The organism is Ponticaulis koreensis DSM 19734 (genome assembly GCF_000420665.1).
Lineage (GTDB): Bacteria > Pseudomonadota > Alphaproteobacteria > Caulobacterales > Hyphomonadaceae > Ponticaulis > Ponticaulis koreensis.
This window is the reverse complement of the sequence record NZ_ATVJ01000003.1, coordinates 311,040-324,973: the sequence shown is the minus strand read 5'-3', so window position 1 is coordinate 324,973 and position 13,934 is coordinate 311,040. Positions and strand designations below refer to the sequence as shown.

Here is a 13,934-nt window from a genome sequence, read left to right as displayed (position 1 = left end):
TTTAAACCCTTCTGGTCTGGCCACTCATCAGGCCGGTGGTATTCAGATCAGACGTCCGGAGACAGGACGCCGCGCATCGCTGAGTAGTTCTCAAGCACTTTACCAGAACCCAGAACAACACATTTCAGCGGATCATCAGCAATCGTGACCGGCAGCTGAGTACGCTCGCGGATCACGACATCGAGGTTACGCAGAAGCGCGCCACCACCGGTCAGCACGATGCCCTTATCAACGATATCGGCAGCCAGCTCAGGAGGCATTGCTTCAAGCGCTGTTTTGACAGCGTCGATAATCGCCTGCACAGGCTCGCTCAGAGCATCAGCGACCATCGCTTCGGAAATTTCAGCTTCTTTCGGCACACCATTCATCAGGTCGCGACCTTTGATTTCCAGAGACATGCCCATAGAATCGTCAGGCGCTTTGGCTGTACCAATTTCTTTCTTGATGCGCTCGGCAGACATTTCACCGATCAGCATGTTCTCGTGACGGCGCAGGAAGTTCACGATCGCTTCGTCCATACGGTCACCACCGACGCGGACAGAGCGTGAGTAAACAATACCGCCAAGAGACAGAACGGCGACCTCAGTCGTACCACCACCAATATCTACAACCATAGAACCTGATGGCTCATCGATCGGAAGACCAGCACCGATAGCGGCGGCCATCGGCTCTTCAATCATCTCAACATGGCGGGCACCTGCCTGAAGCGCGGACTGGTGAATTGCACGGCGTTCAACTGGTGTCGCACCAGTCGGAACACAGATAATAATCAGCGGGGAAACGAAAGCGCGGCGGTTGTGAACCTTGCGGATGAAGGCCTTGATCATTTCTTCGGCAACTTCGAAGTCGGCGATCACACCGTCTTTCATCGGGCGGATGGCTTCCATCGCAATCGGCGTCTTACCGAGCATGGCCTTCGCCTGCGCACCAACCGCGTAAGGGATCTTCCGGTTACCCTCTTTGCGATAAGCCACAACCGAAGGCTCATCGATAACCACGCCCTGATTTTTTACGTAAACAAGAGTGTTCGCCGTACCAAGGTCGATGGCCATATCCGTCGACAAGAGGCCAAGAAGACTACCAAGCATATTTTACCGCCGCATTCTGCAGAGAATCACTAACCCTGCGCTTCATTCACAACACTTCCCCTTCTTTGCTTGTGCCGGTTTACAATTTGTAAAGCAAGGGGGTGTTTCTGCATAAAATCATCACAGACGGAACACATCGTTCCGCCTGCATATTTTTCAGTAATTACGGCGCTTTTAAGGCTTTAGGATTGATCAGGCGGCCATACGCTTCTGACGACGCGCTTCAAGCTTGTTCAGCGCATGCAGATAAGCTTTTGCGCTCGCACACAACGTGTCCGGATCAAATGAGCGTCCTGTCGCGACAATTCCATCCTCGGAAAGACGAACGCTGACCTCGGCCTGAGCATCCGTGCCCTGCGTGACGGCGCTCACCTGATAGAGCTCCAGAACGGCCTCGTGAGGAATGACTTCGCGGATCGCATTGAAGACGGCATCAACGGGACCATTGCCACGCGCCGTTGTCCATTTGTGCTCGCCCGCGATTTCCAGATCGATCTCGGCTGTTTGCGGACCTTCAGAACCAGCAACCACACGCAGACGCTTGAAGACGATGCGTTCACCTTCGGCTGAGAGCTGGTCATCAACCAGCGCCATGATGTCATCGTCGAAGACATGCTTCTTGCGGTCGGCCAGATCCTTGAAGCGCTTGAACGCATCGTTCAGTGCATCATCAGCCAGATCATAACCCAAGATTGCCAGCTTATCGCGGAAGGCGTGACGGCCAGAGTGCTTACCCATAACCAGAGAGGTTTCAGCAACGCCGACATCTGCCGGGTTCATGATCTCATAGGTTTGCGCATTCTTCAGCATGCCATCCTGGTGGATGCCGCTTTCGTGCGCGAACGCATTCTTACCCACAATGGCTTTGTTGTACTGAACAGGGAAACCCGTGATCTGGCTCACCATTTTCGATGCGCGGGACAGCTTGGTCGTATCAACACGTGTCGTCGCCTGAAGCGTATCGCGACGGACTTTCAGCGCCATGACAATTTCTTCCAGCGCAGCATTGCCCGCACGTTCGCCAAGACCATTGATCGCACACTCGACTTGACGCGCACCATTCGTGACGCCAGCCAGCGAGTTCGCGACGGCCAGACCAAGGTCATTATGGCAGTGCGTAGACCAGATCACTTTGTCGGAATCAGGCACAGCTTCAATGATACGGCGGAACAACGCGCCATATTCTTCCGGGTGCGCATAGCCGACCGTGTCCGGCAGGTTGATCGTCGTCGCGCCCGCCTGAATGGCAACGTCTACTGCGCGGCACAGAAAGTCGAAGTCGGAACGGGTCGCGTCTTCTGCGCTCCATTCCACGTCACCAACCAGATTGCGCGCCTGAGCAACAGAACGGCCAATGGCTTCGAGAACTGCGTTTTCACCCATTTTCAGCTTATGCTCCATGTGGAGCGGGCTGGTCGCGATGAAAGTGTGGATACGCGGGTTTGCGGCGTGCTTCACTGCTTCCGCGCAGCGATCAATATCGCCCGGCGTCGAGCGGGACAGGCCGCAAATGATCGTATCATTCTGCGATTGCTGGGCAATCTGGCGAACGCAATCAAAGTCACCCGCAGAAGCTGCCGGGAAACCAGCTTCGATCACGTCTACGCCCATCTCGCACATGAGTTCGGCCAGATCGAGCTTTTCGCGCAATGTCATGCTGGCGCCGGGTGACTGCTCACCGTCGCGCATTGTGGTGTCAAAAATTCGGATATGTGGTTCGTTTGTCATTTAGGTTCACGCTGGTTCTGAAGTTGCATCGAAACGACACCCCCTGACCGCGCGGACCCACACCGGGTCCTAGTTCAGACGCGGACAGGGGCTTGTAAGCCCCTTGAGCAGGAGAAGAAGTTCAAGAACCATATTCATGTTGCGCATAACGCAAATAATTGCCCGATAAGTCAAGAAAAATAGGCACTGAAACCCGTATTTTCCCTCAATTCGAACTTATAGAGTATTTTCTACCTTATCAGAGGTGTTTTCAGAGGAAGCTGGTGCGCATTCCTGCGCAAGATTAGATCGTGCGAACAGCATAAGCGGTATCCAGAGCAATGCCCCTGCCGCAACGGAAGCAATGGCAAATACCGGGTTGCCAGTCAGACTTTGCGCCACCGCCTGCCCGAACAATGCAATCAGGAGCGTCTTCGGAATAATGCCGATGGCTGTACCCGCGAGGAACCAGCTATACCGGGCTTCTGTCGCTCCGAACGCCATGTTCACAACAATTGCCGGCGCCGTTGGAACATTACGCACGATCATGCTGGCGATGAACACGTTGCGCCCCATAAAGCGAGACAGGCGCAGAATGGAATCACCGCCATAGCGTTGAACCAGCTTCATGCCGAAGGACCGGCCAATCCAGAACGCCATGCTGGCTGAACAGAGCGTCGCCAGCCATGAATAGGCAAAGCCCATCACTGTGCCGAAAGCGAGCACCGTCATCCCAATCAGACCAAATTGCGGCGCGCCCAGAAACGCCAGCGCACAATAGATCGCCACGACCACGAAGAACATGATCGGATTGGTTCTGTGTTCGATGAGGAAGGATTGGAGATCCCCCAACAGGCCGCGTTCAGACCCGGAGAAGAGATATGTTTTCCCGACAATCAGCAAACCGAGAACGCCCGCGAGCAGCAAAGCTGTCACGATCACCGCACGCCAGGCGGATTTATCCATTCGGTTCAGAAACTTGATAACGGGATTCATTTGCGCCCTTTGCGCCTTCCCCCGATTTTGGTCAACCGGTCAATTACATCCACGCAGTCACATCTGCGTAGATGCGATCAGGCTTCGAAATCAAAGCGGAAATCTTCCACCCATTCAAGCACGCGGCTGTTGAAGCCTTCATCGCGCAGAAAATCGACGAAGATTTCGCGCATATTCCCTGCCGTCCCGCATTGCTGAGATATGGCCCGCAGTTCCGGTACGACATCGTCATCAAATCCGGACGCGACGCGGCGCAGCGCGCTCACAGCCTGCGCGATGCGCATCGTGCCGAGCACTGTCTCGCCGTCAAAGTAAGCAACGGCCCGTTTAACTTCATTAAGGTCAGCCCGGTTCGCTCTGGCAAACTCGCTGAGCGTTGACGATACGCGGCGATCAATCCCCGCCGTCGAGCACGGATCAACAGTTGTCGCGCACCCTGCGACGACGCTCATGGCCAGCATGCCAAAGGCAGCCAGCGGAACTGACATTCTCATTTTCATGCGGCGACGCTAACGCGCGGCGGAGCGTCTGTCATCTTACAAGAATGAGAACTCTAGGACTGTTTGGACAGTTTCCAGAAAACGACCACAACGCCCACAGATACGATAATCAGCGAGGCAAATCCGACGAGTGCTGCAATCGCAAGCGGGTCTACGGTAACGTTTGGCATGAACTAGCCCTCCTAAAACCATAAAGAAGTTATGGTCTTAAAGTTGAGGCATCACAAGCCTCTAAAAATGGCCATAGCGTCGCAGCCTGAACACGATGCCTGCGGACAAAATTTGAACCATCGGCCCGCTTCTGGTGTTCTTTTAGCTGAAACGAAAAGTCTGCGATTCGGAGGGGTACATGGTCAGGGTCTGGTTCGGGAATGAAAGTCAGGGGCTGCAACGCGACCGTGACGAGTTCGTCGCCACGCTTCACACCGCCATCACCGACACTGAAGCCGCGAAACGCTTTTACTGCGAAGGCATCGGTTTTGCGGTTGTCGGCACGACCCGCCGCGACGGACGCCGCCAGACCTTTCTAAACCATACCCGCCTGCCAAGCCTGTCGCTTTGCCTCAATGAGTTTGCTGACCATCCCGACATTGAGAGGCGCGAACATATGCTTGAGATTGGCATGTGGGATCTGGAAGAGTGGCAGACGGCGCGCGACCGTATGGCGAAGCTCGGCTATCACGTCTCAGCCGAAAAGACTTCGAATCCGCATCAGATGTTTGCAGAATGGCGCGACCCGGATGGCGGCGGCATTCGCCTCACTTATACCCAGCGCCCCGCCAATACGGGCAATGGTCCGGATTTCGGTGAAAACCAGTAAAACCAAAAAAGGCGGCCCAGTGAGCCGCCTTTCTCTTAAATCGATGAAGCCAGGTCCTAGCTCGGCTTGATCATATTCGCAGGAACAACCCACTCGTCGAACTGCTCAGATGTCAGCAGGTCGAGCGCGATCGCAGCTTCTTTGAGAGTTGTGCCCTCTTTGTGAGCTTTCTTCGCAATCTTCGTAGCATTGTCATAGCCGATGTGCGGGTTGAGCGCAGTCACCAGCATGAGAGAGCGGTTCATCAGATCAGCGATATTGTCTTCTCGCGCTTCAATGCCAACGACACATTTGTCAGTGAAAGACTTACACGCATCAGAGATCAGGCGAACAGACTGGATCATGTTGTAAGCCATAACCGGCTTATAAACGTTCAGCTCGAAATGACCTTGTGAGCCGGCAACCGTCATCGTCGTGTTGTTGCCCATAACCTGCGTGCAGACCATAGTCATCGCTTCACACTGTGTCGGGTTCACCTTGCCCGGCATAATGGAAGAACCAGGCTCGTTCTCTGGCAGCGCTAGCTCCCCGAGACCTGAACGTGGACCAGAGCCCAGAAGACGAATGTCGTTCGCAATCTTGAAGAGAGACGCTGCAACCGTGTTCAGCGCGCCGTGCGCATAAACGAACGCATCATGTGCCGCGAGCGCTTCGAACTTGTTTGGTGCTGTTACGAATGGCAACTCAGTGTAGGCAGCAACTTCTTCAGCAAAAGCTTCAGCAAAACCGACTTTCGCGTTGATGCCTGTACCAACAGCCGTACCTCCCTGCGCGAGTGGCCAAAGGTGCTCAAGGCCTTCCTGTACGCGCTTAATGCCAAGGTCCATCTGCGCCACATAGCCTGAAAACTCCTGACCGAGTGTCAGAGGTGTCGCATCCTGGGTGTGCGTACGACCGATCTTGATAATGTCTTTGAACGCTTCAGCTTTATCGTTCAGCGCGTTGCGCATGTATTGCAGCGCAGGCAGAAGACGGTGATGGATTTCTTCAGCCGCAGAGATGTGCATCGCTGTCGGGAACGTGTCGTTAGACGACTGTGAACGGTTACAGTGGTCGTTCGGGTGAACAGGGTCTTTAGAACCAACCGTACCACCCATGATCTGGATCGCACGGTTTGAGATGACCTCGTTAGAGTTCATGTTGGACTGCGTACCAGAACCCGTCTGCCAGATAGAGAGCGGGAAGTGATCATCCAGCTTGTTCTCGGCAACTTCAGAAGCCGCCTTCACGATAGCGTCTGCAATCTCCGGCTCGATATTGTCGAGCTTCTTGTTCGCGAGCGCCGCTGAGCGTTTGATGATGCCAAGTGCGCGAATGACCGGCGCTGGCATTTTCTCTTCACCGATAGGAAAGTTGATCAGAGAGCGCGCTGTCTGTGCCCCGAAGAGTTTGTCTTCCGGAACTTCCAATGGACCAAAGCTGTCCGTCTCTGTGCGCATTTTATCTGATTTGCCGCCAAACAATCCCATAGGTTTGCTCCTCTCAGCCTGTGGATGAATTCGTGCGCGCTGCTTAGCGCGGCCTGATGGGGCTGGCCAGTGGAAAAACGTCGAAGTGACGGAACTTCCCGCGCTCCGCCTTGTTGGTTCTGTGTAGAAAGAAAGGACAGACACAATGGATAAAGAACATCTGAAAGGCGCAGCCAAGGAAGCCGAAGGCAAGGTAAAGGAAGCTGCCGGTAAAGCGACAGACAACAAGAAACTGGAAGCCGAAGGCGAAGTTGATCAGGCAGAAGGCAAAGCCCGTAAAGTAGGCGGTGATGTCAAAGATGCCGTGAAGGACGCCACTAAGTAACACTTACCTCCTTTGATCCACCCTGCTCTGGCCAACCGGCCAAATAGGGCGCACACTAAAGACACTGATACGGAGGGACCTAGTATGAACAAGCCAACGCCACCACAGCTCAGCCCTGAGGAACAGGAGCAAATCCGCCGCGCGGCTGAAGCGAAAAAAGCTGCCGCAGCTAAAGAGGCACGCGAGTTCGAAGAATTCACGAAAGCCTCCGAGCACAAAAAGGCTATGGACGCCAAGCGCGCCGCAGCCGCTGCTGGTAAGAAGTAAGATGAAAAGCCGGGGTTCGCCCCGGCTTTTTCATATCAGAAATCAGGCTCGGACCTGAAGCTCACCGTCTCGCCTGTTTCCGGATGCTCGAATGAGAGCTCGGTGGCATGGAGCAGCAAACGCGGTGCCGCCTCATAGGCCGGGTCTGGCGCGTAAAGCTCGTCGCCCAAGATCGGGTGCCCGATGTGGAGCGTGTGCAGGCGCAGCTGATGCGTGCGCCCCGTCTCCGGATATAGCTCCAGCAAAGTCGCGCCCCCGCCCCGTTCCAACACTTTCCAGCGCGTGACGGCCCGTTTGCCCCGCTCATAGCAGACCATCTGGCGCGGGCTATCTTCCCAGTTTTTGCGAAGTGGCACGTCAATCACGCCCTCTTCCTCGGTGACCTCGCCCCAGACGCGCGCCCGATACACTTTCTTCACTGTCCGCTCCTGAAACTGGCGCGAGATGAGAGATTTGAGCGCTTCAGTTCCCGCAAACAGGATGAGGCCCGACGTGGAATGGTCCAGCCGGTGCACCGCTGTCGCCTCCGGATAGGCATCCTTCACCCGAAACTCGAGGCAGTCCTTATGATGCAGAGGTTTGCCCTGCACCGAGAGCAGCCCGTAAGGTTTGTTGAGCACTAATACAGCATCATCTTCATAGACGACGTCCAGTGGCACATCCGGCGGATTGTATTTAAACGGCCGCTGGTTTTCCGGCGGCACATAATCATCAATCGGATTATTCCACGGGTCAGGCATTACTCTGCTGCGATACCGCGGCGCGTGGCCAGGTAAGTCGCAAAGCTCGCCAGCCAGTGACTGCCGGAATAGTGCTCGTCAGACACCGATGCGATGCCGACTTCTTTGTGTATGTCAGCGGCAGCCTGAAGCGCCGCGATACGCGGGTCATCCTCGCTCAGCGCGGACGCGATGCCTTCCAGCGCCCAGGCGCGCGAGAGGTTTACCCCATCCAGATGCACGAGCTTGCCATCAGACGCATCCAGCACCACACCAGGCTCCAGCCAGTCGCCTGCACCGTCGAGCGGAATTTCCGGCAGGAAGCTTCCTAGCCACGCTGCGAACTGGCCGCGCGGCATGATACGGCGCATCAGGTCGGCTTCCATCAGACATGGCGACAGAAAGTCCTCACCAGACGGCTCATAGCCAATCGGACAGTTGCGATCCTCGCTGAAGAAGTCGGTCGACTTTTCAACGATCAGCGTTTCAAGCTCCGTGTTGCCAACGGTGCGCGCGTAATCCAGCATCAGACCGAGCGCAAAGGCGGACTGGTTATGCGTGCCGAGACGCACGGGATAAGCGAGATTTGGCAGCCATGCAGAGAAGCGCTCGACGATTGCATCTTCCAGCGGGCGCAACGTTTCACGCCATTCGGCCAGCTGCGGATCTTCACTCTCTTCAAGTTCGGCAACGAGCTGCAAATACCAGGCAATGCCATACGGGCGTTCAAAGCCGCCGCGATCCGGGTGCGAATAATACTCCAGCTCACCGGCCAAATTCTCTGCTGTGAAAGACTGCGCCAGAGCTTCACGGATCGGCGCGGCAAACTCACTGTCCGGCTGGGTGCGCAGAATACGCGTCAGAAGCCAATGGCCGTGAACCGCCGAGTGCCAGTCAAAACAACCATAGAAGGCTGGCGTCATCTCACGCGGCGTGGCGATGTCTTCATCAGACGTCATGACATGGGAAATCTTGTTCGGGTACGGGCGATGCACACACTCGAGCGCGAGCGTGGCAAACCGTTCTTCCACCGTCTGCGGTTCTGGCAGTTCAACCATGGTCGCTTCCCCCTGTCCTGTTCCAGACGAAGATCCGTTACAGGCAGCCAGCGCAGCACTGAGGACCAGAGCGGAAACGGCTTTGTAAAACGTCATGAAACTCTCCTGAAATACGTGCCGCGAAGATAGCTATACCGGTGGCGAAATACAGCCCTCGGACGAATAAAAAACGGCAGACTTTCGCCTGCCGTTTCTTTGAATTGAATTTCGCTACTGCGCTTATTCAGGGAATCGCTTCAGAAGCACTTCACCGACCTGAATAGCGTTGAGCGCAGCGCCTTTGCGAAGGTTGTCACCAACCACGAAGAGCGCGAGGCCGTTCGCCACAGTCGGGTCCGGACGGATACGACCGACGAAGACAGGGTCCTGTCCGGTCGCTTCCAGCGGGTTCGGCACATCATGCAGAACTACGCCTTCAGCTTTACCCAGCAGTTCAGTTGCCTGCTCTACAGAAATCGGACGCTCGAACTCGACGTTCAGAGAGAGTGCATGACCGGAGAAGACAGGCACGCGAACGCAAGTGCCGGACACCGGCAGGTCAGAAATGCCTAGAATTTTGCGGCTCTCGTCGCGCATTTTCAGCTCTTCTTCGGTATAGCCGTCTTCGCCCAGAACATAGTTCAGAGGCACAACGTTAAAGCCGATCGGAACTGCCCATTTTTTTGGAGCTGGCAGGTGAGAGGCATCGTTGGACGTAGAAAACGCGGCGCCGTTTTCAGCGCCTGCTTTGATCTGCTCGTCCAGCTCGTCAACGCCGGCAACGCCGCCCCCGGACACAGCCTGATAGGTGCTCGCAACCATACGCTTCAGGCCTGCTGCATCATGCAGAGGCTTCAGCACAGGCATAGCCGCCATCGTCGTGCAGTTCGGGTTCGCGATGATACCTTTTTTGAGGTCATCAAGATCGTAAGGGTTCACTTCGGAAACGACGAGCGGCACGTCCGGATCGGAACGATAAGCCGAAGAGTTGTCGATTACGACAGCACCAGCCGCAGCCGCTTTCGGCGCGAGGGCTTTCGATGTTGAGCCACCGGCAGAGAAGAAGACGATGTCGAGGCCGGAAAAGTCCGCCGTGCTCGCATCCTCTACAATAATCTTTCGGTCCTTCCACTCAATTTCCTTGCCTGCAGACTTTGCAGAGGCGAAGAGGCGCAGCTCATTAAGCGGAAAATCACGTTCCGCCAGAATTTCGCGCATCATCTCGCCAACCATACCAGTTGCGCCGACAACGCCGACATTCGGATTGGAAGGGAAAGAGCGGGTGCTCATGAATAGGTCTCCATAGGTTTCGCGCAACAAAATTGCTTGCCGCACGCAAGTCGCGCCTTCTAGCGAGCAAAACAATCCAAGTAAATGGCTTTCCGGCGCAATCCATTCCCTGAAATCGGATTATTTCAGTGCCATATGACAAATTCTGTTGTCGCGACGGAAACAAACAGACGACCAGATGATGAAAATTGGTCATCCACCACCTGTAGTCCGCCAATTTTTTGATCAAATTTACAGAGAATCCCGGCATTTTAGGAATTCGGCATAGTTTCGCCCAATTGCGTCGCCAAACTGGCGAAACTTAAGCAACACGTAGATTTTAGTGGTTCTTGTATGGTCGGCTCAGTCCTGTTCGTTTGTCTTGGTAATATCTGTCGCTCTGCTGCTGCAGAAGGCATAGCAAAACAACAATGCGAGAAGATGGGACTTTCACTCAGGATAGACAGCGCGGGCACATCCGGCTGGCATATCGGTGAACATCCCTACGCCCCGATGCGCGCTGCAGCCCTCTCTCACGGATACAACATCAACGGCCTGCGTGCCCGTTTATTCAAGCCGGAAGACTTCGAAAAATTCGACCTCATTCTCGCTATGGATGAGGACAATCGTAAAAAGATCGAGAAGCAACGTCCTGCTGGCAACAACACACCCGTGAAGCTGTTCCTGGACTATGCGCCCGAACAGCCGCTCCGTGAGATGCCAGACCCGTATTTCACCCGCACATTCGATGAAGTGCTGGAACTGATCGAAGACACAGCGCGCCGTCTGCTTGCGACACTCGAAGCGTCTCCGGCCGCGGCTTAAACACCTCGCCCGAATTGCCAATGACGCGTCCCTCGCCTAAGCCGCTTGGATGACGTCGAGCACACTCACCCGTTCTAAAGTTATCGCACTCGCCGTGCCGGTCATGCTCGCGCAGGCCGCGACCGCATCAACGGGCGTCGTCGATACCGCCGTCATGGGCCTTACCGGAGACAAAGTAGAGCTTGGTGCTGTAGGCGTCGCCGCAGTGGCCATGAACTTTCTCTATTGGGCATTCGGCTTTCTGCGCATGTCGACGACAGGTCTCACCGCGCAGGCCAATGGGGCATCCGATACTGCCGAAGTGAATGCCCTGCTCCAGCGTGCTTTGCTTGTGGGCGGCGGCATGGGGCTCATTATTCTCTGCCTCTCGCCTCTGCTTCGCCAGCTGGTATTTACGCCTTTTGCCGCGAGTGACGATGTGAAGTCGCTCGCGCTCTCCTATTGGGATGCGCGTATCTGGGGCGCACCAGCGGTGCTGATGGGATATGGCATTACCGGATGGCTGCTCGGTACAGGGCGCACGGGCTGGCTGCTCGCTTTTCAAATCGTTATGAACGGCGTCAACGGCGTGCTGGATGTCTGGTTTGTTGCAGGCCTCGACTGGGGGCCTGCCGGCATTGGTGCAGGCACGGCGATAGCTGAATGGGTGGCGCTCGCTTTTGGTTTGTTCGTTGTGAAAGCGGGCCTCTCACGCTCTGCCAACCTGTTTGACAAAGCGCGGCTGATCGCGCTTTTCAACGCCAATCGTGACGTGCTCATCCGTACGCTCGCGCTCCTCTTCACATTCGCCTGGTTTGTGAATTCAGGCGCCACGCAAGGCACAGCTATTCTGGCAGGCAATGAGATTCTGCTGCAGTTCGTGAATGTCGCCGCCTTCATTCTCGATGGCTTTGCCTTCGTCGCCGAGAAAGAGATCGGTGAGGCCTATGGCAATCGGAACCGTAAACGGCTTGTCCGCGCCATGCGCGTCACGACAGAACTCGCGCTCCTGAGCGGGGCAATTATCTCCGCGCTTTACTATTTCGGCGGCGGCTGGATCATCACCAGCTTTGTGAATGATCCTGAAGCCCGCTCCGTCGCGCTCGCCTTCCTGCCCTTCTGCGCGGTCATCCCGTTCATCGGCATTCCGTGCTGGCAGCTGGACGGTTTCTTCCTTGGCGCAACGCAGGGCAAAGCGCTGCGCAATGCAGCCGTCATCACGACAATTCTTTATGTAGCGAGCGATATCATTTTACGCGGGCATTTCGGAAACACCGGCGTCTGGGCAGCGTTTCTGGGGATGTATGCGATACGCGCCGTATCGTTAGGCGCGTATCTGCCAGGCCTCGTTCGTCGGATTGAGACGCCTATTCAGGCGAATGTGTCAGCGTAGAGTCGAGAACGCGCACATTTTCCCAGTTGTCACGGAACAAGCCTACAAAGGTAAGGTGCGAAGGATCGCCATCATAAGCAACATGCGCCGCCTCATCCGCCAGCGTGACCGTCAGCGCCACGTCATAGTCCGTTGCATTTACGCCGCCTGTACGGTCCGCCTGGCGCACACCTACATTGATCTCATACACGCCATCAATATCAGCCAGATATTCATAGCATCCGTTCACCAGCGCATCGACGGCAGCCTCGCTGTCATCGACCAGATCGAACAACACAATGTGTTGAATCTGATCGCGATAAATCGTCTCCGCCTGAGCGGCGCTCGCACTGACGACCATGCCGGCGGCAATTGCGCCAATCTTCAAAAGTTTCATCTAGTCCCTCCTTTTCGTGATCAGGCATACCGCCGCGCCAATCAAAAGCAAAAGAAAATATCATCCGCCCTTGCGTTCCCTGCGTAATCCCTAAATCAAGAGAACGTAATCAAGCGGGCTGAACTCTCATGGCGGACATGCACCTTCCTTCCGGACACCCACCTGTAAAGCAGGGCAAGATTGGCGTTCTTCTGATCAATCTCGGCACACCGGACGGCACGGACTATGGCTCCATGCGCCGCTATCTGTCGGAGTTTCTGTCCGATCCGCGCGTGATTGAGGTGCCTCAGCCGATCTGGCAGCTCATCCTGCAAGGCCCGATCCTGACCTTCCGCCCGTCAAAATCCGGTCGCGCTTACAAGAAAGTCTGGATGGAGGATGGCTCGCCGCTTCTCTTCTATACCCGCGCACAGGCCGAAAAGTTAAACCAACGCATCGGGTCTGACTCGTTGATCGTCGATTTTGCGATGAATTACGGAAATCCGAGCATCAAGTCGAAGATCGACGCGTTGAAAGATCAGGGATGCACACGCATCCTCACCGTGCCGCTCTACCCGCAATACTCGGCAACAACAACCGCCAGCGTGAACGACCGCACCTTCAAAGCCCTCATGAAATTGCGCTGGCAGCCTGCCCTGCGCACGACGCCGGCCTTCCATGATGACCCAAACTATATCGACGCGCTCTGTGCGTCCCTGAAGGACAGCCTGTCGAAACTCGACTTCGAGCCGGACGTGCTGCTCATGTCCTATCACGGCATTCCGAAAAGCTATTTCGACAAGGGCGACCCGTATCACTGCCACTGCCACAAGACGACGCGTCTGGTGCGCGAGAAAATGGGCTGGGATGAGAACTTCATCCGCACGACCTTCCAGTCCCGCTTCGGGCCGCAGGAATGGCTCCAGCCATACACAGACAAAACACTTGAAGCTCTGCCGGAAGACGGTGTGAAGAAAGTCGCCGTCGCTGCGCCTGCCTTCATATCAGATTGTCTTGAAACACTGGAAGAGATCGCCATGGAAGGCCGCGACAGCTTCCTTGAAGCGGGAGGTGAGAAGTTTGCGTCACTGCCGTGCCTCAACGACTCCGACATTGCGATCGATCTTCTGGAAACACTGGTGAAGCGCGAGCTGGGCGGCTGGCTGTAACCAGCCAGTTTGCACA

General features: G+C 55.6%; 15 protein-coding genes. 6 read left to right on the top strand and 9 right to left on the bottom strand.

The features are described from left to right. Window positions 1-47 precede the first annotated feature (47 nt). The 4 genes from G523_RS0116580 to G523_RS0116565 all read right to left on the bottom strand — a co-directional run bounded on the left by G523_RS0116580 (window position 48) and on the right by G523_RS0116565 (window position 4,279). On the bottom strand, window positions 48-1,088 hold the full coding sequence (locus G523_RS0116580) for a rod shape-determining protein (protein WP_022696189.1): 1,041 nt from the start codon (window positions 1,086-1,088) through the stop codon (window positions 48-50). 192 nt (window positions 1,089-1,280) lie between these two features. Further along, a complete protein-coding gene (locus tag G523_RS0116575) occupies window positions 1,281-2,816 on the bottom strand; it encodes a 2-isopropylmalate synthase (protein ID WP_022696188.1) in 1,536 nt (511 codons plus the stop codon). A 216-nt stretch (window positions 2,817-3,032) separates the two neighbouring features. After that, on the bottom strand, window positions 3,033-3,791 hold the full coding sequence (locus G523_RS19805; protein ID WP_022696187.1) for a TVP38/TMEM64 family protein: 759 nt from the start codon (window positions 3,789-3,791) through the stop codon (window positions 3,033-3,035). 77 nt (window positions 3,792-3,868) lie between these two features. Beyond that, on the bottom strand, window positions 3,869-4,279 hold the full coding sequence (locus G523_RS0116565; protein WP_155802868.1) for a hypothetical protein: 411 nt from the start codon (window positions 4,277-4,279) through the stop codon (window positions 3,869-3,871). Between the two features lie 361 nt (window positions 4,280-4,640). On the opposite strand from G523_RS0116565, the gene G523_RS0116555 reads away from it, so the two are divergent. Further along, on the top strand, window positions 4,641-5,111 hold the full coding sequence (locus G523_RS0116555; RefSeq protein WP_022696184.1) for a VOC family protein: 471 nt from the start codon (window positions 4,641-4,643) through the stop codon (window positions 5,109-5,111). Between the two features lie 56 nt (window positions 5,112-5,167). Here the strand turns inward: G523_RS0116555 and fumC are convergent, their stop codons facing one another. Next, a complete protein-coding gene (fumC, locus tag G523_RS0116550; RefSeq protein ID WP_022696183.1) occupies window positions 5,168-6,580 on the bottom strand; it encodes a class II fumarate hydratase in 1,413 nt (470 codons plus the stop codon). A gap of 145 nt (window positions 6,581-6,725) precedes the next feature. On the opposite strand from fumC, the gene G523_RS0116545 reads away from it, so the two are divergent. Both G523_RS0116545 and G523_RS0116540 read left to right on the top strand, forming a co-directional pair. Beyond that, window positions 6,726-6,905 (top strand): CsbD family protein, encoded by a 180-nt coding sequence (locus G523_RS0116545; RefSeq protein WP_027441846.1) that lies wholly within the window; start codon window positions 6,726-6,728, stop codon window positions 6,903-6,905. Between the two features lie 84 nt (window positions 6,906-6,989). Then, the gene (locus G523_RS0116540; protein ID WP_027441845.1) at window positions 6,990-7,172 is read left to right on the top strand and encodes a hypothetical protein; all 183 of its coding nucleotides are present in this window, start codon (window positions 6,990-6,992) and stop codon (window positions 7,170-7,172) included. Between the two features lie 35 nt (window positions 7,173-7,207). On the opposite strand, the gene G523_RS0116535 is transcribed toward G523_RS0116540, so the two are convergent. The 3 genes from G523_RS0116535 to G523_RS0116525 all read right to left on the bottom strand — a co-directional run bounded on the left by G523_RS0116535 (window position 7,208) and on the right by G523_RS0116525 (window position 10,218). Continuing rightward, window positions 7,208-7,912 (bottom strand): RluA family pseudouridine synthase, encoded by a 705-nt coding sequence (locus G523_RS0116535; protein WP_022696182.1) that lies wholly within the window; start codon window positions 7,910-7,912, stop codon window positions 7,208-7,210. Continuing rightward, on the bottom strand, window positions 7,912-9,045 hold the full coding sequence (locus tag G523_RS0116530; protein ID WP_022696181.1) for a DUF2891 domain-containing protein: 1,134 nt from the start codon (window positions 9,043-9,045) through the stop codon (window positions 7,912-7,914). Before G523_RS0116530 ends, G523_RS0116535 begins: the two co-directional genes overlap by 1 nt. A 123-nt stretch (window positions 9,046-9,168) precedes the next feature. Then, complete coding sequence (locus G523_RS0116525) at window positions 9,169-10,218, bottom strand: aspartate-semialdehyde dehydrogenase (protein WP_022696180.1); 1,050 nt, start codon at window positions 10,216-10,218, stop codon at window positions 9,169-9,171. A 333-nt stretch (window positions 10,219-10,551) separates the two neighbouring features. Between G523_RS0116525 and G523_RS0116520 the strand changes: the two genes are divergently transcribed. Together G523_RS0116520 and G523_RS0116515 are read left to right on the top strand one after the other, a co-directional pair. Next, window positions 10,552-11,022, top strand: coding sequence for a low molecular weight protein-tyrosine-phosphatase (locus G523_RS0116520; protein WP_022696179.1), 471 nt, complete (start codon window positions 10,552-10,554; stop codon window positions 11,020-11,022). 49 nt (window positions 11,023-11,071) lie between these two features. After that, the gene (locus tag G523_RS0116515) at window positions 11,072-12,394 is read left to right on the top strand and encodes an MATE family efflux transporter (RefSeq protein WP_022696178.1); all 1,323 of its coding nucleotides are present in this window, start codon (window positions 11,072-11,074) and stop codon (window positions 12,392-12,394) included. Here the strand turns inward: G523_RS0116515 and G523_RS0116510 are convergent. Then, on the bottom strand, window positions 12,369-12,770 hold the full coding sequence (locus G523_RS0116510; protein WP_022696177.1) for a Dabb family protein: 402 nt from the start codon (window positions 12,768-12,770) through the stop codon (window positions 12,369-12,371). The genes G523_RS0116515 and G523_RS0116510 overlap by 26 nt on opposite strands. Window positions 12,771-12,898: 128 nt before the next feature. On the opposite strand from G523_RS0116510, the gene hemH reads away from it, so the two are divergent. Further along, entirely contained in the window at window positions 12,899-13,918 is a 1,020-nt protein-coding gene (hemH, locus tag G523_RS0116505) for a ferrochelatase (protein ID WP_022696176.1), read from the top strand. Window positions 13,919-13,934 lie beyond the last annotated feature (16 nt).